This window comes from Parafrankia sp. FMc2, from assembly GCF_041008525.1.
Taxonomy (GTDB): domain Bacteria; phylum Actinomycetota; class Actinomycetes; order Frankiales; family Frankiaceae; genus Parafrankia.
Genome location: NZ_JBFLUG010000031.1, coordinates 17,024 through 42,603 on the forward strand (window position 1 = coordinate 17,024; position 25,580 = coordinate 42,603).

20 protein-coding genes are annotated in these 25,580 nt (G+C 74.2%); 10 read left to right on the plus strand and 10 right to left on the minus strand.

The window, feature by feature from the left end; all coding sequences use genetic code 11:
* Positions 1–105: 105 nt before the first annotated feature.
* Together AB1460_RS13490 and AB1460_RS13495 are read left to right on the plus strand one after the other, a co-directional pair.
* Complete coding sequence (locus AB1460_RS13490; protein WP_368961502.1) at positions 106–3,204, plus strand: glycosyltransferase; 3,099 nt, start codon at positions 106–108, stop codon at positions 3,202–3,204.
* Positions 3,194–4,822, plus strand: a complete 1,629-nt coding sequence (locus AB1460_RS13495; RefSeq protein ID WP_368961503.1) for a DUF5719 family protein — start codon at positions 3,194–3,196, stop codon at positions 4,820–4,822. The genes AB1460_RS13490 and AB1460_RS13495 overlap by 11 nt, the downstream gene beginning before the upstream one ends.
* Positions 4,823–4,913: 91 nt before the next feature.
* On the opposite strand, the gene manA is transcribed toward AB1460_RS13495, so the two are convergent.
* Entirely contained in the window at positions 4,914–6,326 is a 1,413-nt protein-coding gene (manA, locus tag AB1460_RS13500; RefSeq protein WP_368961505.1) for a mannose-6-phosphate isomerase, class I, read from the minus strand.
* Between the two features lie 71 nt (positions 6,327–6,397).
* The gene (locus AB1460_RS13505; RefSeq protein WP_368961506.1) at positions 6,398–6,790 is read right to left on the minus strand and encodes a metallopeptidase family protein; all 393 of its coding nucleotides are present in this window, start codon (positions 6,788–6,790) and stop codon (positions 6,398–6,400) included.
* Between the two features lie 363 nt (positions 6,791–7,153).
* Here AB1460_RS13505 and AB1460_RS13510 point away from each other — a divergent pair, with 363 nt between their 5' ends.
* The 4 genes from AB1460_RS13510 to AB1460_RS13525 all read left to right on the plus strand — a co-directional run bounded on the left by AB1460_RS13510 (position 7,154) and on the right by AB1460_RS13525 (position 10,458).
* The gene (locus AB1460_RS13510) at positions 7,154–7,576 is read left to right on the plus strand and encodes a DUF3499 domain-containing protein (protein ID WP_368961508.1); all 423 of its coding nucleotides are present in this window, start codon (positions 7,154–7,156) and stop codon (positions 7,574–7,576) included.
* 110 nt (positions 7,577–7,686) lie between these two features.
* Positions 7,687–9,048, plus strand: coding sequence for a phosphomannomutase/phosphoglucomutase (locus AB1460_RS13515; RefSeq protein WP_368961510.1), 1,362 nt, complete (start codon positions 7,687–7,689; stop codon positions 9,046–9,048).
* A complete protein-coding gene (locus tag AB1460_RS13520; RefSeq protein ID WP_368961511.1) occupies positions 9,048–9,248 on the plus strand; it encodes a Trm112 family protein in 201 nt (66 codons plus the stop codon). Before AB1460_RS13515 ends, AB1460_RS13520 begins: the two co-directional genes overlap by 1 nt.
* Before the next feature lie 55 nt (positions 9,249–9,303).
* On the plus strand, positions 9,304–10,458 hold the full coding sequence (locus AB1460_RS13525) for an SIS domain-containing protein (protein ID WP_368961512.1): 1,155 nt from the start codon (positions 9,304–9,306) through the stop codon (positions 10,456–10,458).
* Between the two features lie 151 nt (positions 10,459–10,609).
* On the opposite strand, the gene AB1460_RS13530 is transcribed toward AB1460_RS13525, so the two are convergent.
* Positions 10,610–13,030 carry a transglycosylase domain-containing protein gene (locus AB1460_RS13530; RefSeq protein WP_368961513.1) on the minus strand — a complete coding sequence of 807 codons (2,421 nt, stop codon included), beginning with the start codon at positions 13,028–13,030 and terminating at the stop codon, positions 10,610–10,612.
* Positions 13,031–13,630: 600 nt separating this feature from the next.
* Complete coding sequence (locus AB1460_RS13535) at positions 13,631–14,500, minus strand: RDD family protein (RefSeq protein ID WP_368961514.1); 870 nt, start codon at positions 14,498–14,500, stop codon at positions 13,631–13,633.
* Between the two features lie 89 nt (positions 14,501–14,589).
* On the opposite strand from AB1460_RS13535, the gene AB1460_RS13540 reads away from it, so the two are divergent.
* Positions 14,590–15,600, plus strand: coding sequence for a stage II sporulation protein M (locus tag AB1460_RS13540; protein ID WP_368961516.1), 1,011 nt, complete (start codon positions 14,590–14,592; stop codon positions 15,598–15,600).
* A 70-nt stretch (positions 15,601–15,670) separates the two neighbouring features.
* Here AB1460_RS13540 and AB1460_RS13545 read toward each other — a convergent pair whose 3' ends face one another.
* The 5 genes from AB1460_RS13545 to AB1460_RS13565 are packed head-to-tail and all read right to left on the minus strand — an operon-like array spanning position 15,671 to position 21,245.
* Positions 15,671–16,969, minus strand: coding sequence for a DUF58 domain-containing protein (locus tag AB1460_RS13545; RefSeq protein ID WP_368961517.1), 1,299 nt, complete (start codon positions 16,967–16,969; stop codon positions 15,671–15,673).
* 10 nt (positions 16,970–16,979) lie between these two features.
* Positions 16,980–18,146, minus strand: a complete 1,167-nt coding sequence (locus AB1460_RS13550) for an AAA family ATPase (protein ID WP_368961518.1) — start codon at positions 18,144–18,146, stop codon at positions 16,980–16,982.
* Positions 18,143–19,678 (minus strand): DUF4350 domain-containing protein, encoded by a 1,536-nt coding sequence (locus tag AB1460_RS13555; protein WP_368961519.1) that lies wholly within the window; start codon positions 19,676–19,678, stop codon positions 18,143–18,145. The genes AB1460_RS13550 and AB1460_RS13555 overlap by 4 nt, the downstream gene beginning before the upstream one ends.
* Positions 19,675–20,448 carry a DUF4129 domain-containing protein gene (locus AB1460_RS13560; RefSeq protein WP_368961521.1) on the minus strand — a complete coding sequence of 258 codons (774 nt, stop codon included), beginning with the start codon at positions 20,446–20,448 and terminating at the stop codon, positions 19,675–19,677. The genes AB1460_RS13555 and AB1460_RS13560 overlap by 4 nt, the downstream gene beginning before the upstream one ends.
* Positions 20,445–21,245, minus strand: a complete 801-nt coding sequence (locus tag AB1460_RS13565) for a glycerophosphoryl diester phosphodiesterase membrane domain-containing protein (RefSeq protein ID WP_018635350.1) — start codon at positions 21,243–21,245, stop codon at positions 20,445–20,447. The genes AB1460_RS13560 and AB1460_RS13565 overlap by 4 nt, the downstream gene beginning before the upstream one ends.
* 376 nt (positions 21,246–21,621) lie before the next feature.
* Here AB1460_RS13565 and AB1460_RS13570 point away from each other — a divergent pair, with 376 nt between their 5' ends.
* The 3 genes from AB1460_RS13570 to AB1460_RS13580 all read left to right on the plus strand — a co-directional run bounded on the left by AB1460_RS13570 (position 21,622) and on the right by AB1460_RS13580 (position 24,815).
* Positions 21,622–22,554 carry a ComF family protein gene (locus AB1460_RS13570; protein WP_368961522.1) on the plus strand — a complete coding sequence of 311 codons (933 nt, stop codon included), beginning with the start codon at positions 21,622–21,624 and terminating at the stop codon, positions 22,552–22,554.
* 600 nt (positions 22,555–23,154) lie between these two features.
* Positions 23,155–23,952, plus strand: a complete 798-nt coding sequence (gene hpf / locus AB1460_RS13575; protein ID WP_368961524.1) for a ribosome hibernation-promoting factor, HPF/YfiA family — start codon at positions 23,155–23,157, stop codon at positions 23,950–23,952.
* 149 nt (positions 23,953–24,101) lie between these two features.
* Positions 24,102–24,815 carry a response regulator gene (locus tag AB1460_RS13580; RefSeq protein ID WP_018635347.1) on the plus strand — a complete coding sequence of 238 codons (714 nt, stop codon included), beginning with the start codon at positions 24,102–24,104 and terminating at the stop codon, positions 24,813–24,815.
* Positions 24,816–24,956: 141 nt separating this feature from the next.
* On the opposite strand, the gene AB1460_RS13585 is transcribed toward AB1460_RS13580, so the two are convergent.
* Positions 24,957–25,547 carry a GNAT family N-acetyltransferase gene (locus AB1460_RS13585; protein WP_368961550.1) on the minus strand — a complete coding sequence of 197 codons (591 nt, stop codon included), beginning with the start codon at positions 25,545–25,547 and terminating at the stop codon, positions 24,957–24,959.
* Positions 25,548–25,580 lie beyond the last annotated feature (33 nt).

Here is a 25,580-nt window from a genome sequence, read left to right on the forward strand (position 1 = left end):
ACCGGATCCGATCAGCGGCCGGGTCGGTCACCTGCCCACCGGCCCGCCGGCGCCGAGCACCCGAGTGAGCCTCCCGGGCCGGCGGACGCGGGCGCGGTTCCGGTCGTGGTTCTCGACCTTCCACCCGGGACGTCCTTCGGTGCCGCGGTCGCCGCCGCCGTCACGTTCGACAAGGCGGCCCGGCGCTACCGTGGCCGGGCCGACGAGACCACACGGGCCGGCGGTGAGCCTGACCGGCCGGACGTCTTCTACTGGCTGCTCGGCGACGGGGTCGTGCCAGGCCACGACGCTCTCGACCGCCTGCTCACCTATGCCAGGGTCGACCGCAGCGCCGCGGTCCTCGGGCCCGGACTGCTTGCCGTCGGTGGGGCCGGAACCGTTGTCGAAGCCGGTGTCACCGTCGACCGGGCGGGGCGGCGGGTCCCCGCTGCGGCGCGGTCCGCCGCCGGGCCCGGCGACGCCGCTCGCGACGTGCTGGCGGTCTCCTGCAGTGGCCTGCTGATCCGCGCGGCCGCCTGGGAACGCCTGGGCGGCCTCGCTCCCGGCATGACCGCGGGCCTCGACCTCGACCTGGGTCTGCGCGCCGCGCGCGCCGGTCTGCGCGTGGTCGCCGTGCCCCGGGCGACCGTCCGGGTCCGGGCAGGTGCGCGCGTGGCCGGCCGGGGCGGCCGGGCCAGCCGGGCTGACCGGGCTTACCGGGCTGACCGCGTCGCCGGCGTGCGGGTGCGTCTGGCACTGACGCAGCCTGTCTGGTGGCCGTTCGCCCTGCTCGTGCTGGTGGTGACCGGCCTCGGGCGGGCTGGGGGCCGGCTGGCGCGGCCCGGTCAGCGCTGGCGCTCGGCTGCGGTCGAGGTAGGGGTGGTCGGCGCGGTCCTGGTCGGTCCCCGCGAACTGGTGCGGATGCGCCGGCGGGCAGCCCGGACGGCCGCCGTTCCCCGGCGCGCGGCGCGGCACCTGCTGCCGACCCGGCGCGGCGCGATCTCGCTGGCCGGAGGCCCCAGCACCAGTTCACGTCCCAGTCCCAGTCCCAGTCCCCTCGTCAGCGCCCGCCTGGCGGTGCGTACGGCCACCCCGTCCCGTGCCTTCGTGGCCCTGATCGCGCTGTTGCTCGTCGTCGGCGGGGGCATGGCCCGTCGCCTCGCTCCGGATGCGGCCGGCGGCGGGGTGCCGATGCTCGCTGACGCCCACGACCTGTGGTCCGTTGCGTGGTCTGGATGGCAGGGCTCGGTCGGCGGCACCCTCGGCTGGCCAGGTGCCGCGCCCCCATGGATGCCAGGGCTCGCAGCTCTCGCAGCCCTCGCCGCCCCGGTCGGCCTCGACGCCGGCGCGGTCTGCCTGGCCCTGCTCGCGGTGGCACCCGCCGCGGCCGCCTGCAGCGCCTATCGTGCCGCCGCGCGGATCACCGCTTCCCGACACCTGCGGACCGGCCTGGCCGCGCTCTACGCGATGTCCCCGCCCGTGGCAGGGTCGGTGATCGCCGGCCGGTTCGAGTCCGCCGTGGCGCTGGCCGTGCTCCCGGCCGTCCTCGCCACGGCCGACGAGGTCCTCCGCGGCGAGGTGGTGCGCGGCAAGGTCCTGCGCGGCGAGGTCCTGCGCGGCCGTCCCGCGCCGCGGCGGGCCGGCTGGCCGGCATGGCGCCTCGCGGCCGGGCTGACCGTCCTCATCGCCTGCGCTCCCGCTCTGGCGCCGGTCGTGCTCGTGGTCCTGCCCGTCGCCTTCCTGGCTGTCCGGCGCGGCTGCTCCGGCGGGGGCGGCTGGTCGGGCGCCCGACTGCCGGTCGCCCTGTTCAGCCTGGTCGCCGTCCTCGTGACCGCGTCGGCGCCGCTACTGCCCGGCCTGCTCGCGGGCGGGCCAGGGCAGTGGGGGTCCGGGCCAGGGCCGTGGGGGCCCGTCGCCCTGATGGCCGGGTCGGAGCACAGCGGCCTGGTGGCCCACGCCTCCGGTGGAGAAGATGAGTCGACCGTCCTCTTCCTCGTCGTGGCTGCCGGTGGCCTGCTCGCCGGGCTTCCCCTGCGCGGCCGCGGCCGGCGTTCGACCACCGCCGAGGCCGGAACAGACCCGGGGGCGGCGCCGGGCAGCACCGCGACGCCCGCCGCCGGCTGGGCGCTCGCCGGCGCCGGGCTGGCCGGAGTGCCGCTCGCGGTCATCCTCGGGAACGCCTGGTCGGGCGGATCGGCGTCCGTCGTGGCCACCGCCGGCCCCACCGGAGTCTGGGCCGGCCCGCAGTACGGCCTGGCCTGTGCCGGCCTGCTCGTCGCCGTCGGCCTCGCGCGGGCATCCGCGCGCGGTGGCTCGTGGGCTCTTCGTGCCCTGTTCGTCGCGGGGACGCTGGCGTTCGGCGCCGTCCTCGTCGCCGCCCCGCTCGCCCAGCCTCGGCCGGTCCCGCGCGACGAGACCCTGACCAGGTCCGTCACCGCACTGGCCAGGACCGGCGGCCCGGGCGCGCGAGTGCTCGTCCTGCGTGGGTCCGCTCCGGACCGCGCGGTCTACACGCTGGCGGCGGACGAGGGTCCCCGCTTCCCCGGCGCGACGTCGGGCCGGGCCTCGGCGGCGTCCGCTGCCCTTGCCCGCCTGGTCGGCGACCTGTCGGCGGGCGTCCCCGGAGCCGCGGCCGGACTCCCGGGCTTCGGCGTGAACGCGGTCGTCATGCCGGCCGCCGCGTCCGACCCGTCCCTCGTCGCGGCACTGGACTCGGTGGACGGCCTCTGGCGTGACCGCCGCGGCTCGGGCGTCCTGGTGTGGCGCCCGGTGGACCCTGTGACCGGCCGGGCCTACCCGGCGGCCCGGGCCCGCCTCCTTCCCGCCGGGGCGTCCGACGGCTCTGCGGGGGCCGCCGGGCACGGGGTGCCGCTTGACGGGCTGCGGCCGGGCGCCGCGGGGCTGTCCGGGGCGGTCGAAGTCCCCGCGGGAGCGGCCGGTCGGCGCGTGGTTTTCGCCGAGACAGCCGATCCCGGCTGGCGGGCGACCCTGGACGGTGCCCCGCTGACGAGGGCGCTGGCGGACGGCTGGGCACAGTCCTTCGTCCTGCCGGCCCGGGGCGGGTTGCTCGAGGTCGGCTACGACCACACCCGGCATCGTGCCGTGCTGCTCGCGGGCGCGGGTGCCGCCGGCGCGGTGCTGGCCACCGGCCTGCTGGCGGCCGTTGTGCGACCTGCGCACCGGCGCCGGCCCACACCGCCAGGCGGTGACCGCGATGAGGCCTGACCGGCGCTGGCGGGTGCCCGTGGCGTTCGGGCTGGTCTGCGTGGCGGCGGTCGTCGCGTCCGCGCTGACGACCGCTGTGCCGCGCACGTCGGCGTCCGCGGTACCGAGATCGGTGACCTCGGCGACCCTGCTCTGCCCGGACCTCGGCCTGGACGGCCGGGTCCCACAGCTCCTCGACCTGGTGCGCGGCGCCGGGCCGGGCGGGGCGGTCCAGCCGTCGGACGGCTCGGCGCTGCTCGATGACGATCGCCAGCACGACGAACTGCTCCGCCTCCCCCCGGGCGGCGACCCGGCAGGCCGGTCGCCCGGTGAGCGCACCGGCGGCGGCCCGCTCCGGCTCGTCGCGACCGGCGAGGCAGCGGCCGGTCTCACCGCCACGGTGACGTCGCCCGGGTCGGGAGCGGGGCCGTTGCGCGCCCGCTGCGAGCAGCCGCGCGCGCACACCTGGTTCGCCGGGCCGTCCACCGCCGCCGGCAGGGACCCCGTTCTGTACTGGACGAACGCCGGGCCGCGCCCCGCCCGGGTGGACGTGGGTGTCGTGTCGCCGGACGGGACGTCGCCCCGCACCGAGATCACGATTCCGCCCGGCCGGACGGTGAGCCGGCGCCTCGCCGCACTGGCCCCCGAGGCCGCCGCGACCGCCATCGACATCCGGACCACGGCGGGACGGGTCCTGAGCTGGCTGGTCGATCGCGCCAGCGGGAGTGGTCCCCAGAAGGCGACCCCGGTGCCGCCCACCGCCGGCCCGGCCGCCCGGGTGCTGGTCGGGGGTCTGCTCACCCCGGCCGCGGCGGTGCGGGAGGCGCGTGGGCCGGCAGCCGACCTGGTGATCGCGGTGCCGGGCCGGGCCGCGACAGTGCGCGTCACCGTGCTCAGCCCGTCCGGTGCGCGGGTGCCGGCTGGCCTGGAAGCTGTCAGAATCCCGGCCGGGACGACGGTGCACCGCCCGATCGCACTGGCACCGGCGACGGCATCCGCCGTGCTCGTCGAGTCGACCGACGGAACCGGTGTCGTCGCGGCGCTGAGGCTGTCCGGCGGCGGCCCCGACCCGGTCTGGGTGGCCGGAAGCATGCCTGAGCGCCCGCGCTGGACCGGTCAGGTCTCCGGCGACCCGGTGGGCATGGGGGTCGGGCCGGCACCGCCCGGACTGGTGGTCGCGGCGGCCCCGGTCCCCAGGTGGACGTCGGGTGCGCTGGTCCTGGTGGCGCCCGACCGGGCGGCCACCGCCTGGGTCGACGGCACGAGGGTCGACGTCGGCGCGGGCCGGGTGGTCCTCGCGGAGCTGCCGGCCGGCCGGACAGGCGCCCGGGTCGTCGGTTCCGGCGGAACACTGGTCGCCACCCAGGTGCTGGGAGCCAGCCCACCGGTGGCCATGCCACCCGCGCCGGGCGCGGGCGTCCCCCCGGCGCCAGCGGACGTTCCGCTGTTTCCGGTGGCGGCCGACCCGCCGGCGGAGGCTGTGTCGCAGACTGCCGTCACGCTGACCGCGCCGGTTCCGCGGACGGTCTCGGCGGTCGTCCCGCTGGTCGGAGCGTGGCGGTACCGCTCCGGCCCGGCTCCGGTTGCCGACCCTCGGCTTCTCGTCGGCCCGGCTGTGTCTGCCGAACATCGGCATTGACGACCTGAACGCCCACGCCCACGCCCATGGCCACGGCCGCGCGCCTCGCGGTCCGGGTGCGCCGGCTGCGGGTGGGTCGCCTGCGGCCGGGTCAGCCGCGGACGCCCGCGGCGAAGACCCGGCCCGTGCCGGTGAGCTGCAGTGTGGCCGGCCCGGTCACCAGTGCCGAGCAGCCGCGGCTCAGCGTGATCGGTTCCAGCGGCAGCCCCGCCCGGTCCGTGCCGGTGATCTCGACCTGCCCCTCCACAGCCAGCAGGATGGACGAGTCGGGCACAGTCACCGGACCGCCCGTGCAGACCGCCTCCCGCAGGACGAAGTCCTTCACCGGCGCCTGCCATGTCCGCAGCTGGCCCCCCGGACCGGTCGTCAGGGTCCGCGGCCGCAGGACCGGTGCGCCGGTGGGCCTCGGGTCGAGGATCCGCAGCAGCTCGTTGACGTCGATGTACTTGGGAGTCAGCCCGCCCCGGAGCACGTTGTCCGAGGTGGCCATGATCTCGATCCCGACACCCTGGACGTAGGCGTGCAGCAGCCGCGCGGGCTGGAACAGCCCCTCACCCGGTTGCAGCGTGACATCGTTGAGCAGCAGCGCCGCGGCGATGCCTACGTCACCCGGGTGGGTCGCGGCGAGCAGCCGGACGAGGTCGGCGGCACGGCGCAGCTCCTCGTCGGCGCCCGGGCCGATCCGCTCGGCGGCACTCACCACACCGGCGGCGAGGTCGACACCCGCCTGGGGCGGGAGGGTGAGCAGGCTGCGCAGGACCTGGGTGGCACCACCGGACGGGTCGGTCGCCAGCGGCGCGAACGCCGCGATCAGCCCCGGATGGCCCAGCCCGCGCGCGACCGCGAGTGTCGCGGCAGGTGCGCGGATGCCGGCGAGGGCCCGGAACGGTGTCAGCGCCACGATCAGCTCGGGCTTGTGGTTGCGGTCGCGGTAGCGACGCCGCGGGTCACCCATGCTGATCCCGGCGGCCTGCTCGGCGTCGAACCCGGCGCGGGCCTGGGCGAGGTCGGGATGGACCTGCAGCGACAGGGCCTTGTCGGCGGCGAGCACCTTCAGCAGGAAGGGCAGCTCGCCGACCAGGTCGGCCGCCGCCCGGCGGGTACCGAGGCCGCCCGGCCGCCGCCGCAACGGTTGCCCCGGCCCGGCCGCGGCGCTCGTGGCCGGGCCCGCCGCCCCGGCTCCGTGCTGCGGACCGGTGGCCTCGACCACCTCGGCCGGAGCCTGCGGATGGGTGCCGAGCCACAGCTCGGCGACGGGCTCCCCGTCAGCGGGAACGCCCAGCAGCTCCGGGATCGCGGTGGAGGAGCCCCAGGCGTAGCGCTGGGACTGACCGTGCAGCTCCAGGACGCGGACCGAGGCCCGGTGCGGCCGCGGGCCCGCGCCCGTCGTCGTGCTGGTGGTGCCGCTGGTGGTGCCTGCGCCGACCGTGCTGGTGAGCCGGCCGCGGGTCTCCGTGCTGTCGGTGCCCGCGGTGCTGGTCGGCGCGCTCTCCCCGATGGTCACAGGTGTCTCCGTCCCCGCCTCGGCGGTCGTGAGCGGCTCTGGTTCGGCGTCGGGCGGATGTCGCGACGGGTCTACTCCTCGTCGCCCCAGCCATGGCCTTCGGGGTCGATCACGGCGGGGTCGACGTCCATCATCTCAGCCACCTGATGGATGATCGCGTCGAGGACGAGCTCGGCGAGATCCTCGGGCATGACGGCGCGGGCCTCCAGCGGACGCCGGTAGACGACGATGCGCTGCGGGGTCGCGGAGCGGCCCCGTCCGGACGCCGGCTGGTAGGAGGCCAGCGGAATGCTGTCATCGGTCAGACTGACCGGCGGGACGTCCTCGACGGCGAACTCGACGTCGGCCAGCTCGGCGGACCATCTGTGGTCCAGGTGTTCGACCGCATCCAGGACAAGGTCGTCGAAGCGCTCACCGCGGGTGGCGTAGGCGGGCACGTCGGGGGGTAGGAGCGTGCCACGCATGCCGCGTCCGCGGCGGTCCCGCCGCCGGCGGGGTGGGATGGGGCGCGTGGCCGTGGGGAAACGCACTTCGGGCGTCCTGGCGGGTTCGGCCATCGTGACAGAGTAACGCCGTTTCCGTCGAACGATCACAGCGGCGGCGGCGCGATGGGGCCCCACCGGCCCGGTACCCCCCACGTAGGGGTACCCGACCAGGAGCGACACGACGTCAGAAGGCGGTTTCGGTCGAAGTGTGTGCGTCGTTCTGGTGTAATTGTGTGCGTGGAGCAACCGAGTGATAAGCGCTGCGTCACAGTGACCTCTGCCGGTGCGCGACACGACGGGCGGTGGTGGCCGTCGCCCGTTCCGGGGTCTACCGTCCGGAACGTGAAGCCTCGGCGCTGCTCCCGCTCGGCCTGTTCCGCGGCCGCGATCGCCACGCTCACCTACGCCTACGCGGAGTCCACCGCCGTACTCGGTCCGCTGTCGCCGTTCGTCGAGCCGCACTCCTACGACCTGTGTGGGGTCCATGCCGACCGGCTGACCGTGCCGCTGGGGTGGGCGGTGGTCCGGATCGAGGCCGAGCAACCGTCGGGGCAGGAGCAGACAACCGACGACATCGAGGCGCTCGCCGACGCGGTGCGTGACTCCGCACCCCGCCGTCCCGAGCCGCCCGGCGGCCCGGGTGCTCCGAGCGGCCCGAGCGGGCCCAACGGGTCCGGAGAGGCCACCGGGCCCAGTGGGTCCATGCCGCCGGGTGCGCCCGGTGGCCGGCGCGGGCACCTGCGCGCCGTCCCAAGCCCGTCCTGACCGGCACACGCCGATCCGCCCCCCCGGCAAGGCGCTGGTGTTGTTGTCGGCGGGTGCGGATAAGGTCAACCCGGTCGATCGACGCCGGGTCAGGAAAGGGTGGTTACGGGGTGCGCGACCTCTCACGGATCTTCAAGGCGTACGACGTGCGAGGCGTGGTGCCGTCCGAGTTCGACACGGAGGTGGCCCGGGCGACCGGGGCCGCGTTCGTACGACTGCTCGGCGTTGACCGCATCGTCACCGCCCACGACATGCGCGAGTCATCGGTGCCGCTGGCAGCCGCCTTCGCGGAAGGCGCCACCAGCCAGGGTGCGGATGTCGTCGCCGCCGGTCTCGGGTCGACCGACCTGCTGTACTTCGCGGCCGGCTCGCTCGACCTGCCTGGTGCGATGTTCACCGCCTCGCACAACCCGGCCAGGTACAACGGCATGAAGCTGTGCCGGGCGGGTGCCGCGCCGATCGGGCAGCAGACCGGCCTGGCCGAGATCCGGGGCCTGATCGAGGCGGGCATCCCCGAGTACACGGGGCGGCCGGGCACGGTCACCACGCGCGACCTGCGCGACGACTACGCACGCCATCTCCGCTCTCTCGTCGATCTCACCGGCATCCGCCCGCTCAAGGTGGTTGTGGACGCCGGCAACGGCATGGCGGGCCTCACCGTCCCGGCCGTGCTCGACAGTCTTCCGCTCACCATCATCCCGATGTACTTCGAGCTCGACGGCAGCTTCCCCAACCACGAGGCCAACCCGATCGAGCCGGAGAACCTGCGCGACCTGCAGGCCGCGGTGCGCGCCGAGGGCGCGGACATCGGGCTGGCGTTCGACGGCGACGCCGACCGGTGCTTCGTCGTCGACGAGCGCGGCGAGATCGTCTCACCCTCGGTCATCACCGCTCTGGTCGCCGAGCGTGAGCTCCGTCGGGAGCCGGGGGCGACCATCATCCATAACGTGATCGTCAGTCGGGCCGTGCCGGAGCTGGTGGCCGAGCGTGGCGGTGTGCCGGTGCGCACCCGCGTGGGTCACTCGTTCATCAAGGCCGAGATGGCCCGAACGGGCGCGGTCTTCGGCGGTGAGCACTCGGGCCACTTCTACTTCCGGGACTTCTGGCGGGCGGATTCGGGCATGCTGGCCGCCCTGCACGTCCTGGCCGCGCTCGGGGGTCAGCCGGGGCCGCTGTCCGGCCTTCTCGGCGGCTACGCCCGCTACGCGGCCTCCGGGGAGATCAACTCCGAGGTGGTCGACGCCGAGTTGGAGATGAGCAAGGTGGCGAAGGCGTACGCCGGCCGCGCCTCGGACGTCGATCACCTGGACGGCCTGACCGTCTCGCTGCCCGACGGCTCCTGGTTCAACCTCCGGCCGTCGAACACCGAGCCACTCCTGCGCCTGAACGTCGAGGGGCGCGATGATGCCTCTATGTGCCGGCTGCGCGACGAGATCCTCGTCAGCATCCGCGGTGGAAGGGAGACTTCCTGATGAGCCTCGATCCCCTGTTGCTGGAGATCCTTGCCTGCCCGTGCCCGGATCACGCCCCGCTGCGCGAGGAGACGCTGGACGGAGCCCCGGTCCTCGTCTGCGAGTCGTGCGGGCTGGCGTTCCCGGTACGTGACGAGATCCCGGTGATGCTTCTCGACGAGGCGAAGCCGTTCCCGGCGCCGGCCGGCTCGGCATCCTGACCGGCGTTCGCACCGGAGCCCGGACCAGGCGCCGGCCCGGCTCCGCAGAGCCGGCGTGAACGTCGACGAGTCCCTGCTGGACGACTCGAACCGGCTCACCGAGGCCGACACGCTCAACCTGCTGCCGCACACCGCCTCGGCGGCGCGGCAGGCGAGGGAGGGCTGGCGACTCGCCCAGGAGGCCGGAGTGGCCTCGCTGGGGTCGGATGGCCGGCCCCGCGCGATCGTTGTGGTGGGTGTCGGTGCGTCGGCGCTCGCTGCCGACGTGCTGGAGGCCGTCGTCGGCCCGGCGTCGCCGGTTCCGGTGATCAGCCATCGGCGGCACGGGCTGCCGGGCTGGGTCGGCGTGGCCGATGTCGTCCTCGGTGTGTCCGCCTCGGGGGCGTCGAGCGAGACCTGCTCCGCCGTCGAGGAGGCCTACCGGCGAGGTTGCCGCCTCGCCGTGGTCAGCCCGCCCGACACCCCGCTTGCGCACCTCGCCGGTGTGTCCCGCGCCCCGTTCGTGGCTCTTCCGGAGACCCGGCCCGCGCATACCGGCCTGTGGTCACTGGCTGTCCCGCTGCTCGCCGCCGCGGCCGCGCTCGGCCTGGTGCGCGACGGTGGCCCGGCGGTGGAGGCGGCCGCGGTGCGCCTGGAGGAGACGGCGATCCGGTGCCGGCCGTCCAGCGAGTCGTTCGTCAACCCGGCGAAGACGCTCGCGCTGGAACTGGCCGGGGCACTGCCGATGTGGTGGGGTACCTCCCGGCTGGCCGAGGTCGCGGCGGCCCGCGCGGCAACGGTGCTCGCCGCGCATGCCTGGTATCCGGCTCTGGCCGGAGCACTGCCCTATCCGGCCTACGACCAGGCCGCGCTCCTCGGCGGAGCGTTCGGAGCCGGTGCCGCCGCCAGCGGCGGCGGCCCGGCGGGCGACCTTGACGACTTCTTCCGCGACCGCGCCGACGACGTCGAGACAACCCGCCTTCGGCTGGTCCTCCTGCGGGACGACACCAGCGAGCATCCCGAGGTCAGCGGGGCCGCGGAGCGGGCCGTGGCCGTGGCCGGTGGGTACGGCGTCGGCGTGACCGAGCTTCGGATGACGGGTACCGGGCCGCTGGAACGCCTGGCGTCTCTGATCGGCCTGATCGACTTCGCCGGTGTGTACGTCGCGCTCGCCCTCGGGGTCGACCCGAGCAGCGCACCACAGCTGCGCCAGCTCGGTTCCGCCCGCTAGCCGGCCCCAGCCGGCCTGCGGCCGACGCCTGCCCTGGGGTTGGTTGGTCGGGTCTACTGCCCGTCGGCGGCTGGCGGCTGACGGCTCCGGGAGCGGCCGGGTGACCCCGCACCTTTCGCGAGGTCACCCGGGTCCCGCCGTGAGCCGGTGACTACCGCCCCTGCTGGCCGCTCCGCGGCTGCGCACCGGGCCGGGTGGGGCGTCCAGACTGGCCCGTCTGGACGCCCTGCCCGGCCGCGGCGCCGCTCTGGGGCTGCTGGCCCGGCAGGACCAGGCCGGGGATCTGGCCGGTGCCGCCCTGGCCACCCCCCTGCCCGAAGCCCGGAATGAGGTTGTCCAGGCTCGGCTGCGTGGGGGTCGGTGCCGGCGGCGGGGTGTTCATGAGCCGGCCGCCCTTCGTGCCCCGCGCGGTCGCCGGGTCCGCGGCGGGCAGCGGCTGTACGGGCTGGCCGGCCAGCGCCCCGCGCATCGACTGCCCGAAGATGAGCGCGGGCAGGTCGCCGCCGTACACATGCGGCCAGGTCCGCCCGTTGATGGCGATGTTGCGCAGCGGGTTGGTCTCCGCCCCGTTCGGGTCGCCGACCGCGACCGCGGCCGCGATCTGCGGGGTGTAGCCCACGAACCAGGCGCTGGAGAACCCGTCGTTGGTGCCCGTCTTCCCCGCCGCGGGGTGGTTGAAGCGGGCGTTTCCGCCTGTCCCGTTGGTGAGGACTCCGGCCAGGATGCTCGTCACGGTGTCAGCGACCCCCTGCGACAGCACCCGCTCGCACTTCGGGGTCACTCCGACGTCGAGTGCCTGGCCAGCCGAGTCGACGATCGAGGACGCGAACCGCGGGTCACACCGGATGCCGCCGGCCGCCAGGGTGGCGTAGGAGACGGCCATGTCCATCGGGGTCACGTACTCGCCGCCGATGGTCACATCACCCTTGGTCGACGGGATGTCCTTGAGGTGGTCGGGGGAGACACCGAGCCGGGTGGCCATCTCGACGACCGCCGGCACCCCGATCTCCTCCTCCAGCTGGATGAAGTAGGTGTTGACCGAGTCCCAGGTCGCCCTGCCCATGTCGTAGATCCCGACCTCGGCGGGGTCTGCGTTCTGGTAGCCCTTCCGGCAGTCGCCGGTGCGGCGCTCCAACGGGAACGCGGGGGTCTCGTAGCAGGCCGGCGAGTAGTAGGCCGTTCTCACGCCGTAGCCCTGCTCCAGTGCCGCCGCCAGGGTGAACGTCTTGAACGTCGACCCGGGTTGGAAGGGGGGCCCGTCGGGCTTGTCCAGGGTCGGCAGCGGTACCACCGTCTGGTTGGCGGCGACATCGGTCCCGTAGGTGCGGTTGACGGCCATGCCGAGAACCGCGCCGGTGCCGGGCTGGATGACCACCTCGGTCGCCGAGACCCGGCTGTCCCGCGGGATCGCCGAGTCGACCGCGCTCTGCGCCGCCTGCTGGACCTGCGGGTTCAGCGTCGTCTGGATGACGAGGCCGCCTTCGTAGATGCGGCGGTCCCGCTCCTCCGCCGTCGCGCCGAGCGCGGGGCTGGCGCGCAGCTGGGCGCGGACGTAGTCGCAGAAGAACGGCGCTCCGGAGTCCTCGCAGGAGTCCTGGACCTCGGGCTGGTCGCGGCGGACGTCGATCGGCATCTGCCTGGCCGCGTCCGCCTGCGTGCGGCTGATGTAGTTCTCGTCCGCCATCCGGGTGAGCACCATGTTGCGGCGCTCCTTCGCGGCCTCCTCGTGGTTCACCGGGTCGTAGCGGGACGGGCTCTGCACCAGCCCGGCGAGCAGCGCCGCCTGTTCCAGGGAGACGTCCGCGATGGAGACGCCGAAGTAGTGCTCGGCGGCGGTGCCCACGCCGTACGCCCCGTCGCCGAAGTAGGCGATGTTCAGGTAGCGCTCGAGGATCTCGTCCTTGGTGAACCGCTGCTCGATCGCGACGGCGTACCGCAGCTCGCGCAGCTTGCGGTCCAGCGAGTCGCCGGCGACGGCGTCGCGCTCCTCGGTGGTGGTGGCGTCCTGCAGCAGCACGTTCTTGACGTACTGCTGGGTGAGCGTCGAACCACCCTGGGTGGTCGTGCCGGCCTCGCTGTTGCGGGCGGCGGCCCGCAGGACACCCTGCGGGTCGACCCCGTTGTGCTGGTAGAACCGGGCGTCCTCGATCGAGACGATCGCCTCGCGCATGATCTGCGGGATCTTGTCACCCGTGACGACCTGCCGGTTCTCGGCGCCGCGCAGCGTTGCGATGAGGGACCCGTCCGACGCCAGGATCCGGGAGCTCTGCGGCAGCGGTGGGGTGACGAGGTCGGAGGGCAGTTCCAGGAAGTGATCGGCGGACGCCTTCGCGAACAGACCGGCGGCGGCCCAGAACGGCAGCGCGAGCAGCCCGACGACGACACCCATCGCGCTCACGACGAGCCCGATGCGGGTGAGCTGGCGGCGGCGGTCGACGGGCCGGCGCATCCCACCCGTCGGCGGCCCGAACGGCAGGTCCTCGGGGGAGCCGGCCCGCGCCGGCCCTGATTCCGCGAACCGACGGCCCGGTGGGCGCACGGCGAACCTGCCCCCTGGGCGCAGACCCGCCACCAGGGCACCTCTGCCGGCCCCGGCGCCAGCGCGTCGCCCGGAGTCGGCGCGTCGCCCGGAGTCGGCGGCTCTCCCCGTGCGGGGACCGCTGCCAGCACTCGTGCCCGCGCCGCTACCAGTGCCGGCGCGGCTGCCCGGGTCGGAGTCCGAGCCCGCGCCCGCACCGGCGTCCGTGTCGTTGCCGGCCCGGCCGGGTTCGTCGGCGTAGGCGATGCCTCCGTGCGACCCGCCCGTGCCTGCCTGCCCCCGACCTGTGCCGGGGTCCCGTGGGTCCTGCTGCCGCCGGCCGGCACGGCCGGACGCGGCTTCACCGCGAACCGGGGATGCCGACTCCCGTCTCTGCGACGTCGTTGTCACCCCCCAATGTGGGCCCGACCAGGAGGGCCGGAGCTCGATCTGGCGGACCCGTCAAGCATGCGTGACCGCGCGCCGAGCTGCTCACCCGGCCCTCGGAAGGTCATTGAACGCGTGCCGTCGCATGACTCGGGGCGAAAGAGGCGGTTCGTCGCGATCACCCCGGAGGATCCCGCTGTTCAGACGCTAGACGAGCCCGGGCCGGGGCGACCAGCCGGGCCAGGCGGGCTCCCGCCGCCGTTGACCTCACCCACGCGGGCCACCCCCGGAACCCACGGGTTGCCATACCGGGTGGGGGATGGCCGGCGCCGCGCGTACCGGATCCAGGCCGTGCGCCGCCTGCTGCACGGACGTCAGACGCAGGTAGGCGCGGCGGGTCCGCTCGCCGAGCACCGCGGAGAGGATGGCCCAGCCGGGCGCCCCGGGCGGCGGTGGCGGCACGATGACGGCGGTGATCTCCCGGACGAGCTCCGTGCCGAGCCGTTCGCGGGACTCGTCCGACAGCTGGTGGGTGCGCGCGAGGAAGCCGCGGGCCCGCAGCGCCAGGCTGTCGTCGACACCGGCCAGGTCCAGCAGTGCGGCCCAGCCGACCAGCTGCGGCGGGATGGTCGGCGGCGCCCCGGCGACCCGCGGCACCTTCACCTGGAGGACCACCGTGCCGGCGAAGACGTCGCCGAGCCGCTTCGACCGGCTGGACACGACCATGCAGATGATCGCCGGCAGGCCGAGGAGCAGGCCGGGCCGTTCGCAGACGACGCCGATCAGCCCGCGGGTCAGCGCGTGCCGGAACCGGATCGGGCCGCCGTCGTCGCGCACGACCCGCAGGCCCAGCGCCATCTTGCCGAGGGTGCGCCCGCGCAGGAACGTCTCGCAGGCCACCGGGTAGCCGAGCAGGATGCTTACGTAGACGATCAGGAACAGGGCGGTGGCGAGCGCCTCGTCCTCGGGCTGCACGCCGAGGAAGGTGACGACCAGCAGCCCCCCCAGCGCGCAGCCCTGGATCGCCAGATCGATCAGCCCGGAGACCATGCGTGAGCCCAGCCGGGCGACCCGCAGGTCGATGGCGACGGCCTCGCCCGTGACCAGCTGCGCCGTGCCAGCGGCGGCCTGGCTCACCGGCCGTGCCCCGGGCCTGTCGGCCGCTGGTGCGTCATGTCCGTCCTCTGTCCTGTCCGGTGCCCCGTTCTGGAAGAGTAGTGGGTGCCATGGATCTCGATGCGTATGTCGCCGTCCACCGTCCGGAGTGGGAGCGGTTGGGCCACCTTGTGGACCGCGCCACCCGGCCGCGGCGGATGGCGGCCGCCGAGCTCGACGAACTCGTCGAGCTCTACCAGCGGGCGGCGACCCACCTGTCGGTGATCCGGGGCCGCTCCTACGACCCGGCCCTCGTCGACGACCTGGCGAGCCTGGTCATCCGGGCGCGGGCCGCCGTCGTCGGCGCCCCGGACCGCGGCTGGCACGTCGTGGGCCGGTACTTCACCGTGACCTTCCCGGCCGCCCTCTACGCCCGCTGGCGCTGGGTGGTCGCGACCACGCTGGTCTCGCTCCTGCTCGCCCTCGCCGCCGCGCTCTGGATCGTGAACGACGCGCAGGCACGGACCAGCCTCATCCCGCCCGACGACGTGGCCGCGCTGTGCAGCTCGGAGTTCGCCTCCTATTACTCCGAGAACCCGGCCTCGTCGTTCGCCAGCCAGGTCTGGACGAACAATGCCTGGGTGGCGGCCCAGGCGGTGGCGCTCGGGGCGCTGCTCGGCCTGCCGACGATCGCCCTCCTGGCGGCGAACTCCCTGAACCTGGGCCTCATCGGCGGCTACATGGCCGGCTGCGGGGAGAGCGACCAGTTCTTCTCGCTGATCCTGCCGCACGGGCTGCTGGAGCTCACCGTGGTCTTCGCGGCCGGTGCGGTCGGCCTGAGACTGGGCTGGGCGATCATCGCGCCGGGGCCGCGGCGGCGGCTGGAGGCTCTGGCCGCCGAGGGGCGGGCCGCGGTGGCCATCGTGCTGGGGCTGGCGGTCGCGCTGGGCCTGTCCGGCGTGATCGAGGCGTTCGTGACACCGTCCTCGCTGCCGACCGCGGTCCGCATCGGCATCGGGGTCCTGGCCTGGGGTGGCTTCGTGGCCTACGTGTGGGTCTACGGCAGCAGGGCGGTCGCCGCCGGCGAGACCGGCGACCTGGACGCCGCGCTCGCCGCGGACCTCGCGCCCGTCGCCGCCTGAACCGCACCCGGCCCTGTCGCCCCGGCCGTGTCGCCCGGTGCTGCCGGGCTGGCCCTGTCGGCCGGCGTGCCTACAACCTGCCGCGCGCCTTCAGCGTGAGGTACGTGTCGGTGACCACCGCCGCATAGCCCGCGGGGGGGACGTCCACGACCTCGACCCCACGCCGGCGCAGCAGCGCGGTCAGCTCACGCCTGCGCAGCAGCGTCTGCTCGGCTGCGGCCGCCGCGTACACCTGCCCGACGTCGTCGTGCCCGGCGGCGAGCTCGTCCAGCCTGGGGTCGCGCAGCGCGGCCACCAGCACCGTGTGCCGGCTGGTCAGGGTGGGGAGCGCGGGCAGCAGGCCCTCCTCGATCACCGCCGGCACCAGATCGGTGAAGATCACAATCAGGGCACGGCGGGACGACGCGCGCAGCACCGCGGAGGCCATGCCGTCGTGGTCAGCCTCGACCAGCGCCGGTTCCAGGGTGGCCATCGCCTCGCTCATGCGGGCCAGCAGACCGTGGTCCCGCGTGTGCGGCAGGGAGATCCGGGTGGTGCTGTCGTAAGCGGTCAGGCCGACCCGGTCGCCGGCCCGCAGCGCGACGGCGGTGAGCAGGAGCGCGGCGTCCATCGCATGGTCCAGACGGGGGACGTCACCGACCCGCCCGGCGGACGTCCGGCCGGAGTCGAGGACGCAGAGCACCCGGCGGTCCCGCTCCGGTCGGAACGTGCGGACGACCACCGCGCCGTGGTGACGCGCGGTCACCCGCCAGTCGATGGTCCGCACGTCGTCGCCCACCACGTACTCGCGCAGGCTGTCGAACTCCGAGCCGGCACCGCCGCCGCGCAGCGCCACCTCGCCCGTCACCTCGCGCAGCCGGGCCAGCGCCGCCGGGAGATGGCGGCGGGAGGCGAACGGTGGCAGCATCCGGAGCCGCCACGGCGCGTGATGCCGGCCCTGGCGGCCAGCCAGGCCCAGCGGGCCCAGCGAACGGACCGTGATCCGCACCGGCGCCCGGTCCCCGCGCCGTGTCGGGCGCAGCACCGTCTCCAGGAAACGCCGCTCACCGGCGGGCACCGTCACCGTGTGGACCCGCGGGCGGGCACCCGCCGAGGGCACCCATCCGTCCCGGATACAGGCCCGTACGGTGCGGCGACCGCCGTTGGTGACGGTGAACCCGAGCGTCACCGGCTGCCCCAGCCGGGCGGAGGTCGGCCCGGACCGGCTGAACGTGCAGGCGCGCACTGCGCCCGCGAGACAGAGGTCGGCGATGATCAGCACACCGATCACCAGGTTCACGACCAGGAAGGCGGCGCCCGACGCGGGAGAGACGACCAGGACCGCGATGCCCAGCGCGACCAGCGCCACGGCGCGGCCGGTGATAGCCACCGCTGCCCCGCTACCGCGGGACGGGCACGGTGATGAGCACCTGGTCGAGCACCGACTCCGCGGTTGTCCCGTCCTGCTCGGCCTCCGGGCGCAGGCTGAGGCGGTGCCGCAGCGTCGCCCGCGCCAGCGCCTTGACATCGTCCGGCGTCACGTACGAGCGACCCGACAACCAGGCCCAGGCCCGGGCGGTCGCCAGCAGCGCCGTCGCGCCACGCGGGGACACCCCGAGCAGGACGGATGGCAGCGCCCGGGTGGCCCGGGCGAGGTCGACGATGTAGGCGAGCACCTCGCGTTGGACCTGGACCCGTGCGGCCGCGTTCCGGGCGGCGATGATGTCCGCCGGCCCCGCCACGGGGTGCACGCCGGCGGCTGCCAGATCGCTCGGGTCGAAGCCGCCGGCATGGCGGGCCAGGATGTGGACCTCGTCCTCCCGCGGCGGCAGCGGCAGTGTCACCTTGATCAGAAAGCGGTCCAGCTGGGCCTCGGGCAGCGGGTAGGTGCCCTCGTGCTCGATCGGGTTCTGCGTCGCCAGCACGGCGAACGGCGTCGGCAGCCGCCGCGGCTGCCCGTCCACGGTGACCTGCCGCTCCTCCATCACCTCGAGCAGCGCCGCCTGGGTCTTCGGAGGCGTCCGGTTGATCTCGTCCGCGAGCAGGAGGTTCGTGAAGACCGGGCCCTCGCGGAAGGCGAACTCGCTGGTCCGGTTGTCGTAGACCAGCGAACCGGTGACGTCTCCGGGCATCAGGTCCGGGGTGAACTGCACCCGCCTGGTGTCCAGTGACAGCGCGGTCGCCAGTGTCCGGACGAGCAGCGTCTTCGCCACCCCGGGCACACCCTCGAGCAGTACGTGACCGTGGCAGATCAGGGCGATCACCAGCCCGCTCACGGCCGCGTCCTGCCCGACGACGGCCTTCGCGACCTCGTGCCGCAGCTCGATCAGGGCCCGCCGCGCGCCCTCGGCATCGGGCCCGGGCGGCGACCCCGGCACGGCTGTCGCTGACGGCGTCCCCGGCACGAAGGGCTGCGCCTGCCCACCCGGCCCCTGAACAGCCGCCATCTGCGTCGGCGGTGGGGCAGCCGGCGGCGGGGGAGGCGCCTGCGGGGGCTGCAGCGGGGCGCGCAACGTCGCCGAGCCGTCCGGCTCGGCCGGAGTCGCTCCGGGGTTCGGGGAGGTCACCTTCTGCCCACCTGTCGATCGAGTTCGTGCAGTTCACGGGCCAGCCGAACGAGGGCGGCGTCGCCACCCGCCGCGTCGCCACCCGTGGCACCGCCGCCGGACGGCAGGCCCCCTGCCGGGTACACCGGCCCGGACGCGGCCCAGCTGTAGCCCGGGGGCACCATGCCCGGACCGTACAGGAGTGCCCCGACATCTCCGGCGGGTCGGCCGGTCTGCTCGGCGACGGCGGCGATCAGGACACCCGGGTTCGGTTCGTGGACGCCCGTCCGGGCGATGCCGGGTGCCCCGCCGGCGATCGGCGGGCCGTCGGCACGGATGCCAAGTCGCTCCGCGAGACGCGCGCGCAGGCCGGCGCGCAGCGCCTCGGCGGCCCGCTCACGGGCGTGCCCGGCGGCGTAGAGACGGCCTCGGCCCTCCACCGTCTCCGCCGAGCGCACGACGACCGGGAGAGGCTCGGCGACGGGCGGCCCAAGCCGGCGCCCACGCCACGCCGCCAGTGCCATCAGCAGGACGAGAACCTGCAGGCAGACGACCCAGAAACGGTCCGGCAGCAGATCGCTCAGGCTCTGCCGGCCAACCGGGTTCTCGCTCGGGACGAGCTGCTGCACCCAGTCCACCTGGAGATTCCGGGACAGCAGGCCCAGCGCCAGCGCGGCGTTGCCGGATTCGTCCAGCCTCGCATTGGTGAGGAACTGGCCGTCACCGAGCAGAACAAGCCGGCCGGCGGACTCCCCGGGACCGGGTCGTACCTCGGGCCCCCCGTCCGGGGTGAGGACGGCGAGGCGGGCGGCCTCGGGGGAGCTGTAGCAGAGGTCCAGTCGGGGGGTGGTGCCCAGCCAGCCCTGCTGGCCAGGGCGGGGAGTGGCGTCGTCGGGAGGGGTGAAACGGACCGCGTCCCCGATCGCGGCTGCGCCGGCGACGGTTGCCTCCGGCAGCGTGCATCCTGGCCTGGCGTCCTCGCCCGAGAGGTCGAAGCGGTCCGGCGGGGCGGTGGCGATCGGGATCCCCATGGCGGCCAGATAGTCCACGACAGGTCGTGACGGGGCGACCAGCAGCACGTCCGAACCGGCGCGGACGCGTTGCACCAGCGCGACGATCTCGGTGTCCGCCAGCAGGTCGGGGCCGGTGACCAGGACCGTGCGCGGCGTGCTGTCGCCGACCGGACCGGTGCCTTCCGGCGCCGCCGGCTCAGGCCGCAGCGTGGACCTCGCCTCTGCCACGGACACGGTGATCCCGCGCCCGCGCAGGATCTGCGCGAGGGCGAGCGAACCGGCGCCACCCGGTGACTCGGCGTCCAGGTACCCGCCCTGGCCAGGGCCAGTCACCGCGGCGACCACCACCGCGTAACAGGCCACCAGGAGGGCGAGAACCGCGGTGAGGCGGACGCCCCGGCCCACGGCCGCGGGCCGGGGGCCGCTGCGGACATGTGTCGACCCGCTCCCCCCTCCGGGGCCCTTCGCGCCGGGCTGCGCCTGGGCTGGCCCGGCCGGTGACGCCGCTTCCCGTGGCGGGCTGGCCTGCGGCGCGGTCATGCCGGGACCGCGCGGTAGCCGTCATCCGACCGGTCCTGGCTCTGGCCCTGACCGCGGCGAATCCTTCCGAGCTCCTCGTCGGCCCGCACGACCATCTCGTAGTCGTGCCTGGTCGCCGGCCTGCCGCCGTACCAGATCTCGCTGAAGACCTCGACCGCGGCCGACAGCGCCCCGACCGGGTCACCGGACGCCCCGCCGGCCGTGACCCGTGTCGCGGCCCCGCCGGCCGTCGCGGCCCGCAGGTCGCTGACCAGCTCCCCGGCAGTTCGCCCTGGCCGCAAGTCGATCAGGGTCCGCTCCTCGAGCATCCGAGCGACCGCTCGGAGCCGGGTCCGTACGGCGTCGGCGAAGTCTCCCCGCTCGGCCTGGGCGTCGCCCAGCGCACGAAGCTGGTCCGCGGTGAGCGGGCTGGACAGATCACCGTCCTCCCGCTGCCCGGACGAGGATCGCCGGACCGGACCGAGCCACAGCCGGACCACAACCAGCAGCGTCACGAGCACGAGGACGAGGGCCAGGACGCCGAGCCCCTGAAAGCCGGCCACACCGACACCGGGGTCGGGGATGATCCAGTCCCACAGGTCGCTCAGACGCTCGTTGAACCAGTTGAGCGCCCGGGTGAACCAGCCGGGGCCGGCCTCCCGGTAGACCTGCCGGGAGAGCTCGCGGCGCGCCTCCTCGCGGGCACCGTCCCGGGTGATGGGCGCGCCCAGCTGATCGCTGACAGCCGTCAGTACCGTCGTCGCAGGACCGCCCGGGCGGGCCGCGGTCACGACGCCGTTGCGCGTTGCCGGGCGGTCTCGGCGAGAGTCACGTCCAGGCCTTCCCGGCGGATTCGCTGGTCGATGTACAGCAGGACGATGGCGCCGGACAGCACCGGTGTCGCGACGGTCGTCGCGATCAGGTTGCCGATCCCGGTGACGATGTAGCCGGCAACGGTCAGGTCTCCTTCGAAGGCATCACCGAAGGTGGCCTCGGATGTCGCCAGGACGATCAGGGTGACCATCGTGAAGACGAACACCAGCACGCCCCCCACCAGCGAGGAGAGCAGGACGACGCCGAACGTGCGCCACCACGACCCGCGGACCAGCACCCGCGAGCGGCGCAGCGCCGCGCGGATCGTCTGACCTTCCAGGACATAGGCAGGGGAGGCGAGGCACAGATAGATCGCCACCGCCACCGCGCCGACGATCAACGCGAGGAGGCCGAGAACGCTGAGCAGAGTGACCACCAGGGTCAGCACCAGCAACCCGCCGAGCCGCGGGGTGACACGCCGGACCGCCGCGCCGGCGGAGATCCGCGAGCCGAGTGCCGCCTCGCTGACCACCACCGCGAGGACGCCGGACAGGAAGATCCCGAGCATGGCGTTCAGGCCGAACACCAGCAGATCGAGCGCGGCCACGGTGGCGTTGGACGAGTCCTCGCCGACAATCGCGGTGACGGTGCTGATGGTCTCGACCACCGCCGACACACCGACGGTGAGCCCCAGTGTCGCGCCGGGATTCGTCCGGATCGTGGTGAAGATCCCGTCCAGGATCTCGCCGACCGACAGCGGGCGGAGCGGGATCACGCCGGGCTTCGGCGCGACCGGCGGACCGCCCCACGGGCCGGAGCCCCAGGGCGGTGGGGAGTTCCATGACCCGTGTGGCGGATGCGTCTCCCCCGACGGCGGTCCCCCGGGGGAACCGGGTGTTCCGGGCCCCTGCGGGCCGGGCGTGCCGGGAGGGGTCTGACCGGCCCCGTCCGCCATCGTGGTCTCCCTGCGCTCGTGCTGTCCGTGCCGACCAACGTTCGCGGCATGCACATCGTTGCAGACTCGCTACTTCCTCCACGTGGTCGGGCGCCGCGGGCCGCGGGCTGTGCACAGAACGTCCAGTCCACGCGCGGATGTCCACAGCCGGGCCTGCGACCCCGCCCGTCCCGCCGGCGCCGTACATGCTCGACGAGTGACCACATCGCCCGTCATACGCGAAGCGCCGGCGCTCCTTCTGCTCCTGCGTGAAGCGCTGGCGACTCTCGTGGATCTCGTGCTGCCCCGGCCGTGCGCCGGCTGCGGGCTGCCGGGGTACGCGGCCTGCCCTCGGTGCACCGCGGCACTGACAGGCCCCCTGGTTCTCGCCGCCCCGGGTCCCACGGCCAGCCCGGGGCGGCGAGGTCGCGACCTACGCGACCTCCCGCCTGCGCCCACACCATCCGGCTTCCCGGTCGCGCGCCCTTCGCGAGCCGTAGCGCCACCTGCCCGTGCTCCGGGCTGGGCATGGCCGCCGCCTGGGCATGGCCCGGGCTCGCCGCCACTCGTCGCTGCCGCGGCCTTCGAGGGCACCCCCCGAGTACTGCTGCTTGCCTACAAGGAGCGGGGGAGGCTCGACCTGGCCCCGTTGCTGGGGCGGGCACTCGCCCGGGCGGCCACGGCGGTGGCCCGGCAGCACTCCCGGGGCACGCAGCCCACCTCGGTGGTGCTCGTGCCCGTGCCGACGACCGCCGCCGCCCGGCGGCGCCGCGGCGCCGACCACGTCGCCCGGCTTGCCGTGGTCGCCGCACGGGTTCTGACCCGATCGGGCACACCAGCCCGGGTCAGCGGCGCCCTGCGGGTGCTGCGTCCCGGCGTCGACCAGGCCGGCCTCGGGGCGACTGCCCGCCAGCGCAACCGGTCCGGTGCCTTCGCTCTGCGGCCGAGAGCACGGCCCGTGGGCCCCGGCGAGATCACGATCGTTGTGGACGACATCGTGACGACCGGGGCCACGTGCGGCGAGGCGATGCGCGCGCTGCGGGCTGGTGGCTGGGCCGCTCCCGCCGGCATCGCGGCCGTCGCCGCGACACCACTGCGGCGCGGCACGCTCCCGGCGCGACGCGCCAACACCCCGGATTGCCCGCCGTAATCCCGCCGAAGGAGCAGACTGGACCCACGAGCTCCACCCCCCGGGAGCCGACGGCGCAAGCCGGTGACGAAGGTGGCGCCGCAGGATGCGGCGCGGTCTTCCAGGGCGAGGGCGATGTGGCGCACCTGCCGCTCCTCGGCGGGTGCGGCGCTCAGCCCCCCTCTGTGCCGGAGCCGTGAGGCCGCCCGCCGGGTGTGAGCGAGGCGGGGCCCGCTGATCGCGCCCAGCGACCGCAAGGTGGGTTCGGGAGTCCCGTTATGCCGGGTCGGAATCAACCGAAATCGGCAGGTCGGTTCCGGCATGGATCTGGCCGGCAAGGGGAAGGAGCCGAGCGTGGTGGGTCGGTGGAAAACTCGCCGATGCCATGGTCACGGACACAAGCGCAGGTGCCCGCATGAAGGGAGACGGCCTGCGGCACCAGCGTCACAAGCCGGCACCAACAACTGACACCAGGAACGTTGACAATCTTCGGCGGTCTCTTCCAGGTACGGGTCGGCGCACGGTGACCCGTACCGGAACTTCGCCGGAGAACCGACTTGCTGGTCGCGCTGATTCGGTGTGGATCGGCCGGCCGGGCCAGGTGAACGGGAGGTGGATCGCGTGGACATCGTGGTCAAGGGCAGGCACACAGCGGTATCAGAAGGTTTCCGCAGGCATGTCCAGACCAAGCTCGCCAAACTCGAGCGACTCGATTCCAGGGTGATGCGGGTCGATGTGGAACTCTCCAAGGAGAGCAATCCCCGGCTGTCCGACATGTGCGACCGGGTCGAGCTGACCGTCTACTCGCGGGGACCTGTCATCCGCGCCGAGGCCGCCGCCGGCGACTCCTACGCGGCGCTCGACCGCGCTACCGCCAAGCTCACCGAGCGCCTTCGCCGAGCCGCCGATCGCCGGGTCCGCCACCATGCCAACCACGCGGGTGCGAACCATCCCGGGCCGGGCCGCGCCGGGTCCCTGACAGCAGACCTGTCCCTCGTCCCTGACGTCCTCGTCCCCGACGCCGGTGTCCTGAACTCGGGCGACGGCCAGCCGGCCGCGGCCGCGGAGCGGGCCGCGCCCGAAACCGCGGCGGCCCCGACGGCGCAGGAGTGGGTGTCGAGCGACGGTAGGCCGGGCACCGAGCGCGTCGAGGAAGTGGAGTACTCACCGATGGTGGTACGCGAGAAGACCCACGTCGCCGCGCCCATGACCCTCGACGACGCCCTGTCGAACATGGAACTCGTCGGCCACGATTTCTACCTCTTCCTCGACGCACGCAGCGGTCTACCCAGCGTCGTGTACCGCAGGTGCGGCTACGACTACGGCGTCATCCGGCTCACCGGCGCGGCCAACCGGAACGGCGCGGACGGCATGGACGGCGCGCGGGAACCGGCGTCGGCGGTCATTTCCGCCGTGTGACGGTCGATCCCCCCTGCCGACGTGGGACCATTTGCCTCGGGTGTCGGACTCCCGGCATCGGTGCACACGGCACGTTCCACGGGGTGTGCCACCAGCGGCGTGATGTCTGGTGGCGCACCCCGCGGGAGCGGTTCCAGGGGAGGTCGGAGATGACGGTGGACGAGCAGCGTTCCGAGGAGGCGCTGCGGACGCCATCGGAGGCGAATCCCATCCGGGTGCTGATCGTTGACGACCACGCGTTGTTCCGCCGCGGCCTGGAGATGGTCCTCGCGCAGGAGGTCGACATCGAGGTCGTCGGCGAGGCGGCGGACGGGTCGGAAGCTGTCACGATGGCCGCCGAGATGGCACCGGACATCGTCCTGATGGACGTCCGGATGCCTCGACGCGGCGGGATCGACGCCACCAGCGCAATCAAGGAGAAGGTGCCCAGCGCGAAGATCGTCATGTTGACGATAAGCGACGAGGAAGCCGACCTCTTCGACGCCATCAAGGCCGGTGCCATGGGTTATCTGCTCAAGGAGATCTCGATCGACGAGGTCGCCGCGGACATCCGTGCGGTCTACAACGGCCAGAGCCTCATCAGTCCGTCGATGGCGTCCAAGCTGCTCAGCGAGTTCGCCGCAATGATCAAAACCAAGGACGACCGTCCCCAGCTTCCGACCCCGCGGCTGACCGACCGGGAGATGGAGGTCCTCCGGCTGGTCGCCAAGGGGCTGAACAACCGGGATATCGCCAAGCAGCTCTACATCAGCGAGAACACCGTCAAGAACCACATCCGGAACATTCTCGAGAAGCTCCAGCTGCACTCCCGCATGGAGGCGGTGGTGTACGCGGTGCGGGAGAAGCTGCTGGAGATCACCTGATCAGGTTCGGGTCCGGTTCGTCCGCGATGGCCCGTGCGCCGGCGCCGACGGCATCGTCGTCGGGGCATGGCGCCAGCGCGCACCGACGGCGGCGCCGCCACGGGTATGCGTGACCGGCGAGCGCACCGGCACGATCGGGTCTCAGACCGGTGGGTCCGTGGCGAGCCGTGAGCCGATCCAGCAGTCATGCCGGGCGCCGTCCCCGAGGACGACGGCGCCTCGCAACGTGCCGTCAAGGGTGAAGCCGAGCTTCTCCGCGACCCGGCGGGAGGCGTGGTTGCCGACCGCCGCCCGCCACTCGACCCGCTCCAGCCCGAGTGCGCCGAAGCCCCAGCGCAGCAGCGCGGCGGTGGCGGCTGTCGTCACCCCCCGTCCACGTGCCCCGGCGGCGCACCAGTAGGCGACCTCCGCGTCGCCCTCATCTGTCATCTCCTGCAGAGCCACGGAGGCGAGGAGCTCCTCGGTCGTGGCGTCGACCACGGCCAGCGGCGCGCCGGTGGCCGTGGCCCAGGCATCCGGCGCCTGGCGGCAGACGAAGTCCTCGGCGTGGCCCTGGGTATAAGGCACGGGCACCCGCGTCCAGCGTGGGATCTCCGGGTCCTGGCAGGCACGGAAGACCGCCTCGGCGTCGGACAGCTTCCAGGGTCGCAGATGCAACATGCCCGCGGTGATCTCGACCGGTTCCAGTGGCAGCCGGCGTGCGGCGAGGTCCGCCGTCCGACCGCCCGACATCCAGCCGGCGGGCGCTTCCGGGCCGGCGGCGGG